The sequence below is a fragment of the Streptomyces sp. NPDC058464 genome, from assembly GCF_042721035.1.
In the GTDB taxonomy this organism is placed as follows: domain Bacteria; phylum Actinomycetota; class Actinomycetes; order Streptomycetales; family Streptomycetaceae; genus Streptomyces.
Genome location: NZ_JBHXMA010000032.1, coordinates 39,845 through 59,109 on the forward strand (window position 1 = coordinate 39,845; position 19,265 = coordinate 59,109).

General features: G+C 71.5%; 16 protein-coding genes. 13 read left to right on the forward strand and 3 right to left on the reverse strand.

The genetic code is table 11. The features are described 5' to 3' along the window. The first annotated feature begins 78 nt into the window (after positions 1–78). Genes ACFWPQ_RS35190 through ACFWPQ_RS35225 form a run of 8 tightly spaced genes read left to right on the forward strand, consistent with a single transcriptional unit; the run spans position 79 to position 8,780 of the window. Positions 79–1,377, forward strand: coding sequence for an extracellular solute-binding protein (locus tag ACFWPQ_RS35190; RefSeq protein WP_384043956.1), 1,299 nt, complete (start codon positions 79–81; stop codon positions 1,375–1,377). Continuing rightward, on the forward strand, positions 1,374–2,246 hold the full coding sequence (locus tag ACFWPQ_RS35195) for a carbohydrate ABC transporter permease (RefSeq protein WP_384043959.1): 873 nt from the start codon (positions 1,374–1,376) through the stop codon (positions 2,244–2,246). The genes ACFWPQ_RS35190 and ACFWPQ_RS35195 overlap by 4 nt, the downstream gene beginning before the upstream one ends. Then, complete coding sequence (locus ACFWPQ_RS35200; RefSeq protein ID WP_384043962.1) at positions 2,243–3,148, forward strand: carbohydrate ABC transporter permease; 906 nt, start codon at positions 2,243–2,245, stop codon at positions 3,146–3,148. Before ACFWPQ_RS35195 ends, ACFWPQ_RS35200 begins: the two co-directional genes overlap by 4 nt. 2 nt (positions 3,149–3,150) lie before the next feature. Next, positions 3,151–4,509, forward strand: coding sequence for a carboxylesterase family protein (locus tag ACFWPQ_RS35205; RefSeq protein ID WP_384043965.1), 1,359 nt, complete (start codon positions 3,151–3,153; stop codon positions 4,507–4,509). An 8-nt stretch (positions 4,510–4,517) separates the two neighbouring features. Then, positions 4,518–5,648 (forward strand): ROK family protein, encoded by a 1,131-nt coding sequence (locus tag ACFWPQ_RS35210; protein ID WP_384044157.1) that lies wholly within the window; start codon positions 4,518–4,520, stop codon positions 5,646–5,648. A 32-nt stretch (positions 5,649–5,680) separates the two neighbouring features. Further along, positions 5,681–7,237: a GMC oxidoreductase gene (locus ACFWPQ_RS35215; protein WP_384043968.1), complete on the forward strand. Its 1,557-nt coding sequence runs from the start codon at positions 5,681–5,683 to the stop codon at positions 7,235–7,237. 2 nt (positions 7,238–7,239) lie between these two features. Continuing rightward, positions 7,240–7,848, forward strand: coding sequence for a nucleoside deaminase (locus tag ACFWPQ_RS35220; RefSeq protein WP_384043971.1), 609 nt, complete (start codon positions 7,240–7,242; stop codon positions 7,846–7,848). After that, positions 7,845–8,780 (forward strand): sugar phosphate isomerase/epimerase family protein, encoded by a 936-nt coding sequence (locus ACFWPQ_RS35225; protein WP_384043974.1) that lies wholly within the window; start codon positions 7,845–7,847, stop codon positions 8,778–8,780. Before ACFWPQ_RS35220 ends, ACFWPQ_RS35225 begins: the two co-directional genes overlap by 4 nt. Before the next feature lie 18 nt (positions 8,781–8,798). Here the strand turns inward: ACFWPQ_RS35225 and ACFWPQ_RS35230 are convergent, their stop codons facing one another. Together ACFWPQ_RS35230 and ACFWPQ_RS35235 are read right to left on the reverse strand one after the other, a co-directional pair. Next, positions 8,799–9,818, reverse strand: a complete 1,020-nt coding sequence (locus ACFWPQ_RS35230; protein WP_384043977.1) for an aldo/keto reductase — start codon at positions 9,816–9,818, stop codon at positions 8,799–8,801. Positions 9,819–9,902: 84 nt separating this feature from the next. Beyond that, complete coding sequence (locus ACFWPQ_RS35235; RefSeq protein WP_384043980.1) at positions 9,903–10,799, reverse strand: helix-turn-helix transcriptional regulator; 897 nt, start codon at positions 10,797–10,799, stop codon at positions 9,903–9,905. A gap of 282 nt (positions 10,800–11,081) precedes the next feature. Between ACFWPQ_RS35235 and ACFWPQ_RS35240 the strand changes: the two genes are divergently transcribed. Genes ACFWPQ_RS35240 through ACFWPQ_RS35250 form a run of 3 tightly spaced genes read left to right on the forward strand, consistent with a single transcriptional unit; the run spans position 11,082 to position 13,507 of the window. Beyond that, positions 11,082–11,966: an aldo/keto reductase gene (locus tag ACFWPQ_RS35240; RefSeq protein WP_384043983.1), complete on the forward strand. Its 885-nt coding sequence runs from the start codon at positions 11,082–11,084 to the stop codon at positions 11,964–11,966. Positions 11,967–12,018: 52 nt separating this feature from the next. Continuing rightward, positions 12,019–13,086 (forward strand): NAD(P)-dependent alcohol dehydrogenase, encoded by a 1,068-nt coding sequence (locus ACFWPQ_RS35245; protein WP_384043986.1) that lies wholly within the window; start codon positions 12,019–12,021, stop codon positions 13,084–13,086. A 49-nt stretch (positions 13,087–13,135) separates the two neighbouring features. Next, positions 13,136–13,507: a DUF2255 family protein gene (locus ACFWPQ_RS35250; protein ID WP_384043990.1), complete on the forward strand. Its 372-nt coding sequence runs from the start codon at positions 13,136–13,138 to the stop codon at positions 13,505–13,507. Between the two features lie 28 nt (positions 13,508–13,535). On the opposite strand, the gene ACFWPQ_RS35255 is transcribed toward ACFWPQ_RS35250, so the two are convergent. After that, positions 13,536–14,174, reverse strand: coding sequence for a TetR/AcrR family transcriptional regulator (locus tag ACFWPQ_RS35255; RefSeq protein WP_384043992.1), 639 nt, complete (start codon positions 14,172–14,174; stop codon positions 13,536–13,538). A gap of 148 nt (positions 14,175–14,322) precedes the next feature. Here ACFWPQ_RS35255 and ACFWPQ_RS35260 point away from each other — a divergent pair, with 148 nt between their 5' ends. Continuing rightward, positions 14,323–16,677 carry an MMPL family transporter gene (locus tag ACFWPQ_RS35260; RefSeq protein ID WP_384043995.1) on the forward strand — a complete coding sequence of 785 codons (2,355 nt, stop codon included), beginning with the start codon at positions 14,323–14,325 and terminating at the stop codon, positions 16,675–16,677. 392 nt (positions 16,678–17,069) lie between these two features. Further along, positions 17,070–19,250 carry an RICIN domain-containing protein gene (locus ACFWPQ_RS35265; RefSeq protein WP_384044159.1) on the forward strand — a complete coding sequence of 727 codons (2,181 nt, stop codon included), beginning with the start codon at positions 17,070–17,072 and terminating at the stop codon, positions 19,248–19,250. Positions 19,251–19,265 lie beyond the last annotated feature (15 nt).

A 19,265-nucleotide genomic window follows, 5' to 3' on the forward strand; every position in this document is an offset into this window, starting at 1 on the left:
CACGCCCGTGCAACACGGCGTTCGTAGCTTCGCAGTCAGCGATAACGCTGCTTTCCCGCGAAATCCAGGAGCCCCCGAATGTCCCTCCCCTCCAGACGCGGTGCCCTGAAGCTGACCGCCGGCCTGGCGCTGCTCGGCGCCGGCGCACTCACCGGCTGCGGCCGTGGCGACGCGACCACGGCCGCGAAGTCCTCCGCCGCGCCCGTCGACGACTCTCCGGCCACCGGCACCCTGAACGTCTGGGCCGCCCAGGGCGACGCGGACGTCCTGGACAAGGTGATCAAGCCGTTCAAGGCGGCGAACCCGAAGCTCACGGTGAAGTTCACGCTGATCCCGAACGCCGAGTACTACACGAAGCTCCAGTCGGCGATCGCCGCGGGCAAGGGACCGGACGTCGCCCAGTTCTTCCCGGAGTCGCAGGCCCAGTTCCTCGACCCGTCGATCCTGCGGGCCGTGCCGGACGACCTGGTCGACCCCAAGTCCTTCTTCACCAGCCTCTGGGACGCCGGTGTGGTCGAGGACGTCGCCTACACGGTCCCCTGGTACGCGTACACGTACGCGCTGGTCTACCGCTCCGACCTCGCCGAGAAGGCAGGTGTCACGGCGCCGACGACCTGGGCGGGGATGGTGCCCTTCCTCAAGGCGCTCCAGGGCGCCGGGGCGGCGCACGGGCTGGGGGCGGACATCGGCTGGGACATCTTCAACGGCCAGGACGTCGCCATGTACGCCTGGCAGGCGGGCGGCTCGCTGCTCTCCGGCGGGAAGTGGACGCTCGACACCCCGGCCATGGCCGACGCCCTCACGTACAACGCGTCGTTCTTCACCTCCAAGGTGGCCGACACCGGTGGACCGACCTTCCTGGACGCGCAGCCGTACTTCGTGTCCGGGAAGACGGCCATGATGATCACGGGCCCGTGGGTCGTCGGGCAGCTCGACACCGCGGCGAAGAAGACCGGCTGGACGGCGGACCACGTCGCCACCGCGCCGCTGCCGGCGGGGTCGTCGGGCAGTGTGTCCTTCTCCGCGGGCGGCAGCTGGGGCGTGCTCGCCGACGCGGGCAACACCGACGCGTCGTGGAAGTTCGTCCGGTATCTGGCGAAGCCCGGCACCCAGGTCGCGCAGTACAAGGCGTACAGCTCGCTGCCTGCGGTCGTCTCCGCCTGGGACGACTCGGCGATCAAGGGACAGCCGCTGCTGGACGCCTTCCTGACCCAGCTGAAGAACACCCGGGCGTTCCCGCAGGTGTCCACCTGGCAGCAGGTCGCCACCCGGCTGGGCAAGGAGATGGAGGCCGTGGCCAAGGGCACCGAGAGCGCGGCGAAGGCGGCGGCGAACGTCCAGGCGTACGCCGAGAGCCTCGGCACGGGAGCGCGGTGAGGACCCGCCGGACGGCCGTCGGCTGGCTGTTCCTCGCGCCGTTCACGCTGGTCTTCCTGGTCTACACGGCCGTGCCCACCGTCGCCGCGCTCGGCTTCAGCCTCACCGATCTGCGCGGCTCGGACCTGCGGCATCCGCTCGCGGTGGACTTCACCGGCCTGGCGAACTACGTCCGGCTGTTCCAGGACGACAGTTTCGTGCGGGACATCCTCAACACCGCGCTGTTCGTGGCCGTGGGGGTGCCGCTGACCATGGCGGTGGGGTTCGTGCTGGCCCTGGCGCTGAACTCCGGCATCCGGCGGCTGCGCGGCGCCTTCCGCACGGTCTTCTTCGCGCCGGTCGTCACCAACGTCGTCGCGGTCGCCCTGATCTGGCGGTACGCCTTCAACGAGAACGGCACGGTCAACAGCGTGCTGTCCGCCGTCGGCCTGGCCGGGCCGAACTGGCTGGACGACACCCATCTGGCCATGCCCGTGGTCATCGCGCTCGGCGTCTGGCGCAACTTCGGCACCGCGATGGTGCTGTTCCTCGCCGGGCTCCAGGCGATCCCGGGGGACGTGTACGAGGCGGCGGCCCTCGACGGGGCGGGCCGGTGGCGGCAGCTCAGGCACATCACCCTGCCGATGCTGATGCCCACCACCCTGATGGTGTCGGTCCTGCTGACCGTCTTCTACCTGCAAGTGTTCGACGAGCCCTACCTGCTCACCGACGGCGGCCCGCTCGGTTCCACCGAGTCGGTGGCGCTGTACACCTACCACCAGTTCGGCGTGGGCCAGTTGGGCATGTCGTCGGCCGCGTCCTTCGTGATGCTGGTCATGGTGGCCCTGGTGAGTGTCGTCCAGTTCCGACTGCTGAGGCCCCGCTCATGACCGCCGTAGCCGCGTACCAGAACACCGGCGCCGAACGCACCGACACCGAACCCACCGCCGCCGACCGGACCTCCGTACGCCGCCGGTCCCTCTCCCAGCCCCTGCTGTACGGGGCGCTGGTGCTGTGCGCGCTGCTCACGCTGCTGCCGTTCGTCTGGGTGGCCGGCGGCTCGCTGCGCAGTCTCGACGAGATCCGCTCCGACCCCGGCGCCTGGCTTCCGCACCACTTCACTCTCGACAACTTCGTCCGGCTGTTCCGCACCCAGGGCTTCGGCCGGTTCCTGGTGAACAGCGTCGTCGTGGCGGTGATGGTGGTCGTCGGGAACGTCGTGGCCGCGTCGGCCGCCGGATACGCCCTCGCCAAGCTGGAGTTCGCGGGCAGGCGGCTCGCGTTCGGGGCGGTCATGGGGGCGATGATGGTGCCGTTCACCACGGTCTTCGTCACCCAGTTCGTGATCACCGTCGACCTGGGCCTCGCGGACACCCTGACCGGCATCGCGCTGCCCGCCGTGGCACTGCCGCTGTCGGTGTTCATCATGCGCCAGTACGCGCTGTCGGTCCCCGACGAGCTGTTGGAGGCCGCCCGGATCGACGGGGCGGGCGAGTTCCGGATCTTCTTCCGGATCTTCCTGCCGCTGGCCGGTCCCGCGGTCGCGACGATCACGATCATGTCGTTCCTCACCTCGTGGAACAACTTCATCTGGCCGCTCGTCGTCGCCCAGAGCATGTCCACGTACACCCTCCCGGTGGGCCTCGCCGCCACCAGCCAGGCCGCGGCGCACGTCACCGACTACGGTCTGATGCTGGCCGGTGCGATCGTGGTGATGCTGCCGGTGCTGGTGCTCTTCCTGTGCCTCCAGCGGTACTTCGTGCAGGGCATCGCGGGAACGGGGATGCGGTGACGGTGACGGTGATCACGACGGACACGGTGCGGGCCCCGGCGGGCACGGTCGTCGGCCGCCGGGCGGGCCGGGTCCGGCGCTTCCTCGGCATCCCGTACGCCGAAGCGCCCGTCGGCGTACGGCGGTTCGCGACGCCGGTCCCGCGCGGCCGGTTCACCGAGCCGTACGACGCGTCCCGGCACGGCGCGACCGCACAGGCGGTGCCGCTGTCGGCGACGACCACGATCCCGGAGCCGTCCGTGCCGGGCGACGACGTGCTCAACCTGGGCGTCGTCGCCCCGGTCGACGCCGAGCACTGCCCGGTCCTGGTGTGGATCCACGGCGGCGGCTTCCTCGCGGGGAGTCCGGCGAGCCCCTGGTACGACGGGCGCTCCTTCGCCCGCGACGGGGTCGTCACCGTGACGGTCGGCTACCGGCTGGGCGTGGACGGGTTCGCGCCGCTCGACGGCGTACCGGCCAATCTCGGGCTGCGCGACATGCTGCTCGCTCTCGACTGGGTGCGGGAGAACATCGCCGCGTTCGGCGGTGACCCGGACCGGGTCACCCTCGCCGGGCAGTCGGCCGGAGGCGCGGCGGTGCTGGCGCTGCTGGCGTCACCGGCCGCCCGGGGCCGCTTCCAGCGGGCGGTGAGCATCTCCGGCGGCTTCTTCGAGACGGGAAGGGACACCGCCCACGGCTTCCTGGAACGGCTCGGGGCGCGGCTCGGCGTACCGCCGACGCGGGAGGGATTCGGCGGCGTCGGCGTGGCACAACTGCAGCGGGCGGTAAGGGATGTGAGAGGCGAGGAGGTGCTGGTGCTCGGGCCGGTCACGGGTGACGGCATCCTGCCGGTGTCCCTCGCCGAAGGGCTCGCCGGGCACGGGCTCGACGTACCGCTGCTGCTGGGGGCGACCGGCGACGAGTTCGACGGCGGAGTGAGAGCGGACGCGGCAGCGGATGCGGCAGCGCGGTCCGCCCGCGCGGCCGGCACCCGGGTCACCGACACCCTCTTCCGCGCCGCCTGCCCGCGCGCGGCACGCCTGAGGCGGAAGGCCACCGCCGGGACCTGGCTGTACTCCTTCGAGTGGCCCTCCCCCACCACCGGCGGCGCCACCCACTGCGTCGACATCCCGTTCTTCTACGACGTCCTGGACGCACCGGGCGTCCGCGCGGCCCTGGGCCCGCGCCCGCCCCAGGAGCTGGCCGCGTCGATGCACGCGGATCTCGTCGGGTTCGTGCACGGACGACGGCCGTCCTGGGCGCCGGCGACCGGCGGACCCGGCGACACGGCACGCGAGTACGGCCGCCCCGGCGCCGCGCCCGCCGCCGACGTCACGGGCGGGTACGACCCCGTGGTCCCGGCAGCGGCGGAGGCGGGCTGATGGCGGGCATGAACCAGAGCGCGGTACGCCGGGTCAACACCTCTGTGATTCTGCGGGCGTTGGCGGTGTCGGCCGGGCCGACGACGCTCACCGCCCTCGCCGAGCGGACGACTCTGTCACGGCGCACCATAGAGCTGATCCTCGACTCCCTCCTGACGGCCGGCTGGGTGGCCGAACTCGACCGGGTACCCGCCCGGGGCTGCGCCGGCCGGCCCGCCCGGCGCTACGAACTGCGGGCCGAGCACGCCCTGCTGGCCGCCGCGCAGATCACCACGGAGACCGTGTCCGCGGTCGTCGCGGACGTGCGCGGCCGCATCGTCGGCCGGGCGCACCGCCCGCTGCGCTCCTACCCGGACCCGCGGACCTCGCTCGACGACGTGGCGACGCTGGTGCGGGAAGCGCTGGCGGACGCGGGCGGGTCGGTCGAGCGGCTGCGGGCCGGTGCGCTCGCGAGCGGTGGCGCGATCGACGACGACGGCGTGGTACGGCGGCTCGTGCACACGACCCGGTGGGAGGGCGTGGATCTGCCCGCGGAACTCACCCGCCGGATCCGGGTGCCCTGGTTCGCGGACAACGACACCAACCTCGGTGCCCTGGGGGAGCGTTGGCGCGGCGTGGCCGGTGACCACGACAACGTCGTCTGGGCGATGCTCGGCAACCGGGCCGGCCTCGGCATCCTGATCCGGGGAGCGGTGCACCGGGGGCTCGACGGAGCGGCGGGCGAGATCATCGAGGCGGTGCCGATGCGGACGGACTCGGTCGAGGACCGGCCGGTCGCCTGGCTCACCTCGCCGGAGCCGGAGCGCCGGGCCGTCGCGCTCGGCCGCGTCGAGGCCGCCCGGGCGGGCGAGGCGGGCGCGCTCGCCGAGGTCGACGAGTTCGTGGCGCACATCGCCGCGATCCTCACCACCCTGTCCTGGACGGTCGCCCCCTCCCTGATCGTGCTGGGCGGCGGTCTGGAGGACGCGTCCGACGTGCTGCTGCCCCGGGTGCGCGAGGCGTTGCGCGCCGCCCGCACCCCCGCGGTCGAGCTGCGGACCACCGGCCTGGGCCGCGACGCCACCCTCGTCGGCGCCGTGAAGCTGGCACTCGACCGCATGGACACCCAGTTGTTCGGACCTCCCGTACCGAGCCTCTGACCCCCTGCGTCACCGATCCTTTGGAGCTTTCCGTGCCCCACACCCCCCACACCCATGTCCTGATCGTGGGCAGCGGCATCATGGGCGCCGTCGTGGCCCGGCGACTGCGCGCGTCCGATCCGGCGCTGCGGATCACGATGGTCGAAGCCGGCACCGCGATCGGCGACACCCCCGGCAGACACCTGCACGACCTCGACGATCCCCTCCTTTGGGCCCGCTACAACGAACAGGTCGCCACCGGCATCCAGGGCATGTACACGGGCGCCGAGGTGGTGCGCGAGGTCCCCGGCGACCTCACCGACCTGCCGCCCGGCATGTACCACGCGCTCGCCTTCGGGGAGGACGCCGAGGCGATGCCCCAGGCGGCGCTCGCGTGGAACGCGGGAGGCATGGGTGTGCACTGGACAGCCGCGACACCCTGGCCGCACGGGCACGAGGTGTTCGACTCCGGGGACCCGGCCGCCTGGGCGACGGACCTCGACACCGCCCGCCGCCTCCTCGCGGTCGCACCCGCCGCGATCGGTCCGACGAGGGTCGGTCAGCTGGTCCTCGACGTACTGCGGCGCCGCTACGACGGCATCGGACCGGCCGACCGACACCCGCAGCCGATGCCCATGGCCGTCACGCCGACGACCGCCGGCCCCATGCCGCGCACCGCCCCGGCGACGGTCTTCCCGCCGCTCGCGACGGCCGCGGACCCGGCCTTCACCCTGGTCACCGGCACACTCGTCACCAGGCTCCGGGTCGTGCACGGCCGGGTCGCGGGCGCCCGGCTGCGCCGGGTCGCCGACGGCTTCGAGTCGGACCTGGACGCGGACACCGTCGTGGTGTGCGCCGACGCCCTGCGCACTCCGCAACTGCTCTTCGCCTCGGGCATCCGCCCCGACGCGCTGGGCCGCCGCCTCAACGAACACGCCTTCGTCACCGCCCGCGCACTGCTCGACCTCGACCGGTTCGGCATCGGCCTCGACGCACTGCCGCTGCCGCGCCCCGGCGAGTTCAGCACCGACTCCCTGTGGCTGCCGCACAACGGCGCCGCGCAGCCGTTCCACGGCCAGATCATGAACCGCACGTACCTGGACGAGGCGGGCCGCCCGCTCGCCCACTCGGTCGGCATCTCGCTGTACGTCCCGGTCGAGTCGCGTCCGGAGAACCGGCTGGTGTTCTCGGAGTCGGACACGGACCTCGCCGGGATGCCCCGGATCGGTGTCGAGTTCGCCCACTCCGCCGCCGACCGGACGCTGATCCGCCGGGCGCAGGACGAAGTCCGCTCGCTGGCCGAGGAGTTCGGCCCCTTCGACCCCGCGACCGAGAGCGCCCTGCTGCCGCCCGGCTCCTCGCTGCATCTGACCGGCACCGTCCGCTCCGGCCCCGCCGACGACGGCACCAGCGTGTGCGACCCGGACGGCAGGGTGTGGGGCCACGACAACCTGTACCTCGCCGGCAACGGTGTGATCCCCACGGCGATGGCCGCGAACGTCACCCTGACGGGCGCCGTGACCGCCGTCCGGGCCGCCCGTGCCGTCACCGCGCTCACCGCGCACCGGCGTAAGTCCACGCTCACCACCGCCCCTCGACAGAAGGTCTGAACATGATCGACATTCCCAGGGAGTTCCGCGTCTCGCTGCCCGCGTGGATCGACGACGAGCTGGCCGACGTGCCCGCCGTCGTCCCCGACCGGGCGGACCGGATGCGGCTCGTGCACCGGCTGGCCGACCGCAACTGGCGCGAGGGCAACGGCGGTCCGTTCGCCGCGCTGGTCGCCGAGCAGGACACCGGCCGGATCGTCTCGGTGGGCGTGAACGTCGTCCTCGCCTCCGGTGTCTCCAGCGCCCATGCCGAGGTCGTCGCCCTCGGGCTCGCACAGCAGGCGACCGGCGGCTGGGACCTGGGCGGCCGCGGGGTGCCGGCACACGAGCTCGTCGTCAACTGGCGTCCGTGCGTCCAGTGTTACGGCGCCACCCTGTGGTCCGGGGTGCGCGGTCTCGTGGTCGCGGGACAGGGCCCGGAACTGGAGGAGATCACCACCTTCGACGAGGGCCCGCTCGGCGCGGACTGGGCCGAGCAGTTCGAGGCCCGCGGCATCAAGGTCGTACGGGACGTGCTCCGCGACGAGGCGCTGACCGTGTTCCGCGCCTACCGGGAAGCCGTCGACGCGGACGAGGTCGCCGTCTACAACGCCCGAGGAGGCTCCGAGTGACACCGCGCTTCGCCACCGACGTCATCACCTTCTACCACCCCGCCTTCTGGGGCCTCGACTCCGACGACGCCGTGCGCGACAAGGCCCTCGCCGACCCCGTGGCCTTCTGGGAGCGGGTGATGGACGCGATGGCCGAATCCGGCGTGACCGGACTCGAGTTGACCTTCGCACCCGGTGACATCGGCTCGGTGCTGCGGGCGTTCGGCAGCGCGTCGGCGTTCCGGCGCGAACTGGACGTCCGCGGACTGTCGTTGGTGAGCGCTTTCATCGCGGACAGCGACGCCCCCGACTGGCAGGACGCCGGCAGCCTCCCGGCGATCGTGGCCGACGCGGAGCGCCGCGCGGCCTTCGTCGCCGAGGCCGGAGCCGACCTCCTCGTCGCCGGGCTGCCCATGCGCCGGACGTTCGGGACCCGCCCGCCCCTCTTCGTCGACGCCGCCTACATGAACCGGATGGCCGGCGTCGCCCACGCCGTCGGCGAGGCCGTCGCCCGGCACGGCGTGCGACTCGCCCTGCACACCGAGTCCAACAGCACCCTCTGGTACGAGCGCGACATCGACCTCTTCATGGCCCTCACCGACCCGCAGTACGTCTGGCTGTGCCCCGACTCCTGCCACATCGCCCTCGGCGGCGGCGACCCGGTGGCCGTCGCCCGCCGCCACGCAGCGCGCATCGCCCTGGCGCACTGGAAGGACGCGGTCGGACCGATCGACACCCACCTCACCATCGACGAGACCGTGTACGCCCGGCAGCAGCCGTACATGACGGAACTGGGCCAGGGCATCGTGGACTGGCCCGGCTGGGCGGCAGCCATGTCCCGAACCCCCGGAGCCGACACGGTCCTCATCGAGCTCGACATGGCGCCCGACCCGGTCACCGCGCTCCGGGCCGGAACAGCCGTGGCGCGGGCATCACTGGGCAGGGTCGCGTGAACCCCCGGGCGTTGTGCGTCACCGCCGCCGCTGGTCGGCGCGCAGCTCGAAGTCGCCGTAGCTGTTGTCGACCGGGTTGACGGTGACGCCGGGTGCGACGATCTCGTCGATGGCGTCGAGCACGTCGGCCGACAGCGTGACCTCGGCGGCGGGCAGGAACGCCTCCAGCTGTTCCATGGTGCGGGGCCCGATGATCGCCGAGGTGACGCCGGGGTGGTTGACGACGAAGGCGACGGCGAGCTCGATGAGCGTGAGACCGGCCTTCTCCGCCAGGACGGCGAGTTGTTCGACGGCGTCGAGCTTGCGCCGGTTGGCGGGGGTGCTCATGTCGAAGCGTGCCTGGGGACGGGCCGCGGAGGCGGGCCCCTCGGTGGCGTGCTTGCGGTAGCGGCCGGAGAGCCAGCCCCCGGAGAGCGGACTGTACGTGAGGGTGCCCATGCCGTGGCGGCGCGCGGTGGGAAGCACGTCCTCCTCGATGCCGCGGACGAGCATCGAGTACGGCGGCTGCTCGGTCACGAACCGCTCCAGGTTCCGCTCGCGCGAGACCCACTGGGCCTCGACGATCTGGGAGCCGGAGTAGGACGAGGAGCCGAGGTAACGGACCTTGCCCTGGCGGACGAGGTCGGAGAGGGCGCCGAGGGTCTCCGAGACGTCGGTGTCGGGGCTGGGGCGGTGGACCTGGTAGAGGTCGATGTGGTCGGTGCCGAGCCGCCGCAGGGAGTTCTCGACCTCACGGATGATCCAACGCCGTGAGCCGCCCCGCTGGTTGGGGTCGTCCGGGTCCATCGGCATGAAGAACTTGGTCGCCAGGAACACGTCCTCGCGGCGGTCCTTGAGCGCCTTGCCGACGATCTCCTCCGAGACACCGGCGGAGTACACGTCGGCGGTGTCGACGAAGTTGATGCCCGCGTCGAGGGCGCGGTGGATGATCCGGATCGAGTCGGCCTCGTCCTCGTTGCCCCAGGGGCCGAACATCATCGCGCCCAGGCAGAGCGGGCTGACCTGGACGCCGGTGCGCCCGAGCGGTCGGTACTGCATGAAACGGTTCTCCTCGATCGCGTGGTGTAGATCGCGTGGTGTGGATCGCGTGCGGTGGATCGTGTGGTGTGGATCGCGTGGTGGTCAGTCGTTCACGGTGGAAACGGCGGTGCCGGAACTCGCCCAGCTGGCGAGCAGGCCCAGGGCCTCCCGCTCCCGGGAGTCCGGTTCCGGGCTGTAGAAGTTGAGGCGCAGGCCCGGATCGGCCGGCAGGTCCATCGCCTCGTAGGGCAGTGCGAGATCGCCGACCAGCGGATGGTGAAGGTGCTTGACGCCGGAGCGGTGGAACTTCACGTCATGGCGGGCCCACCGGCGGGCGAAGTCGTCACTCTTGGTCGTGAGCTCTCCGATCAGATCGGTGAGCAGCTTGTCGTGGGGTGCCCGACCCGTCTCGGTGCGCAGGAAGGCGACCGCGTCGTTGGCGCCCTTGTCCCAGTCCGTCCAGAACTCCTGGCTGGCCGGGTCGAGGAACATGAAGCGCGCGGTGTTGACCGGACCGCGCCGGGCGAACAGCGGCGAGTCGAAGACGGGTGCGTACAGCGCCCGTCCCAGCGTGTTGGCGGCCAGGATGTCGAAGCGCGCGTTGCGCACGTACGCCGGCACGTCGGTCATCGAGTCGAGCAGCCGCAGGATCGTGGGCCGCACCCGGGACGCGGTCACCGTGGGCCGCCTGCCCGACGGCGTCGCCGTGCGGGCGAGGTCGTAGAGGTGGGTGCGTTCGGCCTCGTCCAGCTGGAGCGCCTGCGCGAGGGCGTCGAGCACCGAGTCCGAGGCGCCGGTGAGATTCCCGCGCTCGAGCCGGATGTAGTAGTCCACGCTCATGCCCGCCAGCAGGGCGACCTCCTCACGGCGGAGGCCGGCGACCCGGCGGTTCCCGCCGTAGACCGGCAGCCCGGCCTGCTCCGGGGTGATCCGGGCCCGCCGGGTGCTCAGGAACTCACGGACCTCGGCAGCCAGGGTCTTCCTGTCGGTGTCAGCCATGCTCGGGCCCCGGAGCTTCTGCGGTGGCAGCGAGGGCGGACATGCGGTGGCTCCTTCTGATCGTCGTCGTGAATCCGGTGCCGGTCTCCTGACGACAGCGCCGTTCTCCTCACCGTAGATCCGTCGGCGAAGGCCTGCGAGGTACTGCCATTACCTGGAAGAGCAGTGACTCCCACCTACGGCCCGGGGCGCGGTTCCCTGGAGAAGGCCGAGGTCCCGGCCGGCCGTCGTGACCCCCCTCGTCGTGCCCTCCCGGGCCACCCGCACCGAAAGGTCCCTGTGATGCAGACCCTCACCCTGAACAACGGCGTCGAGATGCCGGCCCTCGGACTCGGCGTCTTCCAGGCCCCGCCGGACGAGACCCGGGCCGCCGTCACGGCCGCGCTCGACCTCGGCTACCGGCACATCGACACCGCCGCCGCGTACGGCAACGAACGCGAGGTCGGCCGGGCCGTCCGCGAGTCCGCCGTACCCCGCGAGGAGATCTTCGTCGAGACGAAGATCTGGATCAGCGACTACGGGTACGACGAGACCCTGCACGGCTTCGACAAGAGCGCCGCCAAGCTGGGCGTCGACCGCATCGACCTGCTCATCCTGCACCAGGCCCTCCCGTCCGACTTCGACAAGACCCTCGCCGCCTACCGCGCCCTGGAGAAGCTCCTCGCGGACGGCCAGGTCCGGGCCATCGGCGTCAGCAACTTCATGGTCGACCACCTGACCGCGCTGCTCGACGCCACCACCGTCGTCCCCGCCGTCAACCAGCTGGAGATCCACCCCTACTTCCAGCAGCGCGCCGTCCTCGACTTCGACGACGAGCACGGCATCCTCAACCAGGCGTGGTCCCCCATCGGCGGCATCACCTTCTACCCGGGCTACGGCGAGAACCGCAGGAGTGTCCTGGCCGACCCCGTCGTCACCGGCATCGCCGAGGCGCACGGCAAGAGCCCCGCCCAGGTGCTGCTCCGCTGGGGCCTGCAGCACGGCCGCTCCGTGATCCCCAAGTCGACCCGGCGGCACCGCATCGCCGAGAACATCGACGTCTTCGGCTTCGAGCTGACCGCGGACGAGCTGAAGGCCCTCGACGCCCTGGAGACCGGCCGCCGCGGCGGCCCCGAGCCGGAGAACGTCACCCTCGCGACCTACGGCCGCACCATCCCCGAAGCCTGACACCGCCTCGTAGAAGCCTGACGTCACCTCGTACCTGCGCAAAGGAACCACCATGCCCACCACCGTCAACGCGTTCGGCGCCCACGAAGCGGGCAAGCCGCTCACCGCCCTGAGCATCGAGCGCCGGGACGTCGGCCCGCACGATGTCCGGCTCGACATCCTCTACTGCGGTGTCTGCCACTCCGACATCAACTTCGTCGGCGGCGCGTTCGGCCCGCTGCCGGTCAGCCCGCTCGTCCCCGGCCACGAGATCGTCGGCCGGGTGACCGAGGTCGGCTCCCAGGTCACCCGCCACCGGACCGGCGACCTGGTCGGCATCGGCTGCATGGTCAACTCCTGCCGCGCGTGCGAGAACTGCAGGGCAGGCCAGGAGCAGTACTGCCTCAAGGGCCACACCCTGGTCTTCGGCAGCCCCGACCCGGTCGAACCGGGCGCCCACACCCAGGGCGGCTACTCCGAGGCGATCGTCGCCCCCGAGGACTTCGTCGTCCGCGTGCCGGAATCCCTCGACCCGGCGGCCGCCGCTCCCCTGCTGTGCGCCGGCATCACCGTCTACGCCCCGCTCAAGCGGTTCGGCGCCCGGCCCGGCACCCGGGTCGCGGTCGTCGGACTCGGCGGCCTGGGCCACCTCGGCGTGAAGATGGCCAAGGCCATGGGCGCCGACGTGACCGTGCTGTCCCGGTCCGGCGGCAAGCGCGAGGCCGCCCTGGCCCTCGGCGCCGACGACTACGCCGTGACCGGTGACGGCTCGGCGTTCACCGGACTGGCCAACACCTTCGACATCGTCCTGAACACCGTCAGCGCGCCCGTGTCCCTCTCCGACCATCTCGGGATGCTGCGGCTGCACGGCACCATGGTGAATGCCGGGGTGACGACGGAGCCGATGCCGATGGACGTCCTCACCGTGTGCCAGAACGGCCGCTCCTACGCGGGGTCGCTGTTCGGCGGCATCGCCGAGACGCAGGAGATGCTCGACTTCGCGGCCGAGCACGGCGTGAGCGCCGACATCGAGCTGATCGCCGCGCAGGACATCAACACCGCCTACGAGCGGATCCTCGCCTCCGACGTGCGCTACCGGTTCGTCGTCGACGGCGCGACCTTCGCCGGTCCGACGGCGTGACGCACTCCCCCAGAAGACGATCGTCCCCCGTCCACGAAAGGTGAGGACCATGACCACCTGGAACGACGCCGACCTGAGAAGGATCGGCGCGGCGGAAGAACTGGACCTGGCGTCCGAACGCGTCGACGGCACCCTCCGCACCCCCGTGACCATGTGGGTCGTCCGCGCGGGCGACCGGCTCTACGTCCGCTCGGTCAAGGGCGTCGACGGCCCCTGGTACCGCGGCACACGCTCCCGGCACCGGGGACGCGTCGAGGCCGGAGGCGTCCGGTCCGACGTCGCCCTCCACGACGCCGAGCCCGGCGAGTACGCCGATGTGGACGCGGCCTACCGGGAGAAGTACGGCCGTTACACCGGCATCGTCGGACACGTCCTGACCGACCGGGCCCGCGCCTCCACGCTGCGTCTCGAACCCCGCTGACCCCCGAGGACGTCGCGACCCGGGGAGCTCAGGTACGCGTGACGTTGCCGACGGCGGTGCGCAGGTCCTCCTCGCCGGTGAGCAGCGGGGGCAGGGGGGTCGCGCCGGCGGGGTCGAGCGCGTCGAAGAGCAGGGCGACGAAGCGGGCTCGCAACGAGGGCGCGGTTCCGGGGAGGGCCAGGCCGGCGACGGCCATGACGAGGAAGTGCGGGATGTCCTCGGCGGTGAGGTCGGGGCGGATCTCGCCGGCCTGCTGCCCGCGCACCAGGAGCGGGTGGAGCGAGGCGCTGAAGTGCTGGAGGACGTCCACCGCCACGTCGGCGAAGTTGCTGGCGAAGGTGACCAGGCCCCGCTCCTCGGTGATCAGGTCGAGCAGACGCGTGGCGATGTCCTGGAGCGCCCGGCGCGTGTCGGGGGCGTCGGCGGCGCCGTCGATCAGCGGAAGCAGGTCGGTTTCGAGGATGTCGTCCAGGACGGCCCGCACGACGGCTTCGCGGTTCGGGAAATGCCGGTAGAGCGTGGCGATGCCCACGCCGGCCTCGGCCGCGATCTGCTCCAGCGAGCCGTCCCCCCTGCCCAGCACCGTGCGTCCGGCGGCGGTGATGCGCTCCACGCTGGAGCGGGCGTCGACCCGCCGCCGGGGAGCGCGTTCGTTGGTGCTTGCCATGCGTGACTCTTCCCTGTCCTGCGATGAAGGCCGCCCCTCCGGCGGCGATAGCATCCTATCGCATTGATAGTCGACTATCGCTTTGGTAGTACCCTCTCACTTCGCGACGTGGTCCGGACCGCCGGACCGCCGGACGAAGGGGAGAGCTGTGTCCGTTCTGCTGTACCGGCTGGGAAGGTTCGCCTACGGCAAACCGTGGTACGTCATCGGCGGCTGGCTGGCCGTGCTGACGGCGGTCATAGCCCTGCTCGTGACCAACCCGGTCAAGCTCAGCAACGAGGTGCGCATCGACGGCACCCCGTCCCAGCAGGTCATCGACGACCTGGCCACCTCCCTGCCGGAGGCGTCCGGCGGCCAGGGCATGCTGCTCTTCAAGGCCCCGGCCGGCGCCCGGATCGAGGACGCGGGGGTCCGGTCCGCCCTGCTGGCGGCGGTGAACGCCGTCTACCGCCACGACCACGTCATCGACGCCAGGAAGGCCCTGGCCGCGGAAGCCGCCAAGGGCCGGAACAGCCTGCTGGTGCGGGCCCAGACCGCGGTGGCCCAGGCCTCCGGAACGCCGTCCTCCAGCAGGACACCTGTCCCCTTGCGGTCGGAGGGCCGACCGGTGCCGGGCGTGATCGTCTCCGCCGACGGCTCGACGGCGCTGCTGCAGTTCCAGTTCGACCAGCAGACCTACGAGCTTCCCTCCGGCACGATCGACAGCACCATCGAGACCGCCGAGCGGCAGGCCGCACGCGGCGGCCTGGAGGTGCTGCCGTCGGCGTCGATGCTGGAGATCCCCGAGATCGTCGGCGTCGGGGAGATCGTCGGCGTCACCGTCGCGGCCCTCGTCCTGCTGGTCACCCTGGGGTCGGTCGTCGCAGCGGGTCTGCCCCTGGTCATCGCGCTGGTCGGCGTCACCGTGGGAGTGGGCGGCGCGTTCACCCTCTCCACCGTGTTCGAGATCCACTCGCTCGCCGCGGTGCTGGCCCTGATGCTGGGCCTGGCCGTGGGTATCGACTACGCCCTGTTCATCGTCAACCGTGAGCGACGGCTGATCCTGGACGACGGTCTGGACGCGCACGAGGCGACCGGCCGTGCCGTCGGGACCGCCGGGAGCGCCGTGTTCTTCGCCGGCACCACCGTCGTCATCGCCCTCGCCGGACTCCTGGTCGTCGGCATCACCCTGCTCAGCACCATGGCCGTCGTCGCGGCCGCCACGGTCGCGATCGCCGTGCTGCTCGCCCTGACCCTGCTGCCGGCACTGCTGGGTCTGGTCAAGGAGCGGATCTGCCCCGCCCGGATCCGCCACAAGACGCAGCGGCGCGTATCCGCCACCGACGGCGGACGGGCCATCCGCTGGGGAGCCCGCCTGGTCCGCCACAAGTACGCCGCTCTCGCGGCCGCGATCCTGATCCCCGCGGTCCTGGCCGTGCCCGCCGCCGGCATGAAACTGGGCCTGCCCTCCGGCGCCAGCTACAACCCCGACACCGGACAGCGCCGCAGCTACGAGCTGACCAGCAAGGCGTACGGCCCCGGCTACAACGGCCCGCTCCTGATCGCCGTGAACTCCAGCGCGAAGGGACGGTCCCTCACTCCCGGGACGCTCGCGGCGGTCGCCTCCGACCTGCGCGGTGTGAAGGGCGCGACCTCGGTCTCCCTGGCCGGGATGAACAGGACCGGTACCACCGCCGTCCTCAGCCTGGTCCCCGCCGGCGGTCCCAACGACGACGCCACCAAGGACCTCGTCACCGCCGTACGGGCCAAGAGCGCACGGACGGGCACGGCCCACGGTGTCACGGTGGGCATCACCGGCTTCACCGCGCTCGCGATCGACGTCTCCGACCGGCTCGCCGACGTCCTGCCCCTCTACGTGGCGACCGTCCTCGGGCTCTCCCTGCTCATCCTGCTCCTGGTCTTCCGCTCCCTCATGGTCCCCGTGACGGCCACCGTCGGCTTCCTGCTGACGATCGGCGCCACCTTCGGCCTGACCACGGCCGTCTTCCAGTGGGGCTGGCTGCAGAACCTCATCGGACTCGACGCCACCGCACCGGTCGTGAGCCTGCTGCCCGTCATCATCACCGGCGTCCTCTACGGACTCGCGATGGACTACCAGATGTTCCTGGTGACCTCCATGCGCGAGGCACACGTCCACGGCGCCGACGCCCTCGACGCCACCGTCACCGGTTTCGCCCGCGCGAGCTCGGTCGTCCTGGCGGCGGCCACCATCATGGTCTCCGTCTTCGCCGGCTTCGTCTTCAACGCCCAGCCCATGATCAAACAGGCCGGCTTCGCCCTGGCCACGGGCATCCTCATCGACGCCTTCGTCATCCGGATGACCCTCGTCCCGGCCACCATGGCACTCGCGGGGGACAGAGCCTGGTGGATCCCCGCCCGGCTGGACCGCCTGCTTCCCGACCTGGACGTCGAGGGCGACAAGCTCGCCCAGCGGATCCCCCTGCCCCACCCCGCGACCGCCCAGCCACCCGCCCCGGCCCAGCAGACCGAGACCACCGGCTGATCGACGAGTCGGCGAGCCGGGCACGGGCCAAGGTCCTGCAACCGGCCTTCGAGGGCGGGCTGCCGCAACAGGCCGCCCTCGAAGGCGAGATCAACGACGAGGCCGAGCAGGTGCCGGCGACGCGTGCCGGCCGCGGAGTCGGACTCCCGAATCCCTATTCGTACGGGAATTCCGCTCGGTGTTCCGCTCAAGTCCGGGCGAGGGCGCCGAGGGCCCGGACGGCCGCCCACGCAGCCGCCGCGTCAAGTCCCGGTCGCCGCTCGCCCGCGAAACACTTTCGGAAACCTGCCCGTGACACACCGCTGCCGTGTCCCAATACTGTCCTCACATTTCCGTTCCGCCCGTTCCCGCCAGAGGAACCGCACAAAGGAACCGAGTTGAGACGTACTTTGATGCGAAAGGTGCTCGGGGCAGCAGCAGCCGCAGGCATAGGTATGGCATTCACCGTCATGGCCGCGACGGGTGCGTCGGCATATCAGCCGAGCGCCGCGAACCTCTATTCTGCGACGAATTCCGCTGCCTGCAACAAGAGTCCCTGCGTGCTCTACCCGAAGTCGGCACAATTGCCCGACGGCCGGATCGTGGCGACGTTCGAGGACAGCGAGACCGCTCCGGTGGGGCAGACCCTGCCCGTCTACAAGAGCGACGACGACGGCACCACGTGGGCGAAGCTGGCCGACGTCAAGGCCCCCGCCTACCTGTCCTCCGACTCCGCGTACGCGAAGTACACGAGCAACTGGACGAACCCGTACCTCTACGTCCTCCCGCAGAGCGTGGGCAGTCTGAGCGCCGGCACGCTGCTGCTCGCGAGCATCGTCTCGGGGGACGACTCCTACTACCAGGAGCAGAAGGCCGCGAACTCCTCCTGGACGCCGACCAGCGACGGCGACCGCAAGGACGTGGCGCTGGCCCTGTACTCCAGCACCGACGACGGGGCGACCTGGAGCTTCCGGAACATCATCGCCGCCGGCGGCTGGCAGGGCGGCAGCGCGGGCAGCGTCGGCCGCACCTCGACCGCCAACACGTACAAGCAGGTCGACCCGGTCTGGGAGCCTCATCTGCTCGCCCACAACGGGCAGTTGATCGCCTACTACTCCGACGAGGACGACTACACCGGCTACGACACCGGCACCGGCGCCCCGACCCTCGACCCCGACAACGCCACGGCGACTGACTCCGGCGGGCAGGTCCTCATGCACCGGACCTGGGTCGGCACCAGCACCTCCGCCTGGAGCAGCCCCGTCGTCGACGTCCCCGGCTCGACGGTGGACATGGGCGGCGGCAAGACGGAGATCGGCGGCGGACGCCCCGGCATGACCACGGTCGCGCCGACCACCGACGGCAAGTGGATCATGACGTACGAGTACTGGGGCGGCGGCACGAACGTCCGGTACCGGATCGCCGACGACCCGACGAAGTTCTTCTCGGGCACGGACGCCGCGATCACCTCGCTGCCCGTGCCGTCGGGCGGCAGCACCCTCGCCACCGGCGGCAGTCCGGTCCTCCTTCCGATGCCCGACGGGCGGATCGTCTACAACGCGGCCGGCAGCGGGAGCGTGTGGGTGAACGAGTCGGGCACGAGCACCGGCACCTGGAAGCAGTACCAGACGCCGATCGCCGCCGGGTACAGCCGCGACCTCCAGTACGTCGACGGGACCGGACGCGTGCTGATCCTCCAGGCGTCCTGGAGCGGCACCAGCGTCGGACCGGTGAAGTACGCCGAGGTCGACCTCGGCCGGTCCGACGGCGCCTACTACACCCTCGTCAACCGGCTGACCGGCCAGGCCCTCGCCCCCGCGTCCGGCAGGACGCAGGACGCCAACCTCACCGGCAACACCCCCGACCTGGTCACGAGCACGGTGTCCGCCTCGGACACCACCCAGCGCTGGCACACCCAGGCCAAGGGCTCCGACATCACCCTCCTGAACAAGGCCGGCGGCCGCGCGGTCGCCGTCTGGACCGGCAGCGCGACGGCCGGGCAGAAGCTGGCCCAGTGGGTCGACGACGGCGCCACGGACAAGCAGTGGACGCTGGTCGCCTCCTCCACCAGCGGGTACTACAAACTCCGCTCGGTCAAGAACACCGGCCTCTACATGACGGGCGCGACCGCGGGCGGCTCCGTCACGCTGGCCACCTCGACCGACGACGGCTCGCAGGACTGGCAGCTGGTCCAGGACCCGCTCCCCACGGACTCGACGTTCACCCTGAAGGGCAGCTACTCGGGCCGCTGCCTCGACGTCCCGAACGGCCAGACCGGCGTCCAGGTGCAGATCTACGACTGCTCGGGCAACGCCAACCAGACCATCACCCAGACCACAGCGGGCGAGCTGCGGATCTCCGGCAAGTGCCTGGCCGCGAACGGCGACGGCACCACCGCGGGCACCAAGCTGATCCTGTGGGCCTGCAACGGCAAGACCAGCCAGCAGTGGGCGTTCCGGGTGGACGGCACGATCGTCAACCGCTCCAACGGCCTGGTCGTCGACGTGACCGGCTGGGGGACCGCCAACGGTACGAAGGTCGAGCTGTGGACGGGCCTCGGCAACGCCACCCAGCAGTGGAGCAGAGTCCAGTAGCCGCACGAGCGAGCG

What these genes read in the sequence shown, in the direction of transcription:
- ACFWPQ_RS35220 (WP_384043971.1), top strand. Translation starts at nt 7,240, where the DNA reads ATGATCGACATTCCCAGGGAGTTCCGCGTCTCGCTGCCCGCGTGGATC.
- ACFWPQ_RS35190 (WP_384043956.1), top strand. Translation starts at nt 79, where the DNA reads ATGTCCCTCCCCTCCAGACGCGGTGCCCTGAAGCTGACCGCCGGCCTG.
- ACFWPQ_RS35240 (WP_384043983.1), top strand. Translation starts at nt 11,082, where the DNA reads ATGCAGACCCTCACCCTGAACAACGGCGTCGAGATGCCGGCCCTCGGA.
- ACFWPQ_RS35265 (WP_384044159.1), top strand. Translation starts at nt 17,070, where the DNA reads ATGCGAAAGGTGCTCGGGGCAGCAGCAGCCGCAGGCATAGGTATGGCA.
- ACFWPQ_RS35210 (WP_384044157.1), top strand. Translation starts at nt 4,518, where the DNA reads ATGAACCAGAGCGCGGTACGCCGGGTCAACACCTCTGTGATTCTGCGG.
- ACFWPQ_RS35255 (WP_384043992.1), bottom strand. Translation starts at nt 14,174, where the DNA reads ATGGCAAGCACCAACGAACGCGCTCCCCGGCGGCGGGTCGACGCCCGC.
- ACFWPQ_RS35230 (WP_384043977.1), bottom strand. Translation starts at nt 9,818, where the DNA reads ATGCAGTACCGACCGCTCGGGCGCACCGGCGTCCAGGTCAGCCCGCTC.
- ACFWPQ_RS35235 (WP_384043980.1), bottom strand. Translation starts at nt 10,799, where the DNA reads ATGGCTGACACCGACAGGAAGACCCTGGCTGCCGAGGTCCGTGAGTTC.
- ACFWPQ_RS35245 (WP_384043986.1), top strand. Translation starts at nt 12,019, where the DNA reads ATGCCCACCACCGTCAACGCGTTCGGCGCCCACGAAGCGGGCAAGCCG.
- ACFWPQ_RS35200 (WP_384043962.1), top strand. Translation starts at nt 2,243, where the DNA reads ATGACCGCCGTAGCCGCGTACCAGAACACCGGCGCCGAACGCACCGAC.
- ACFWPQ_RS35250 (WP_384043990.1), top strand. Translation starts at nt 13,136, where the DNA reads ATGACCACCTGGAACGACGCCGACCTGAGAAGGATCGGCGCGGCGGAA.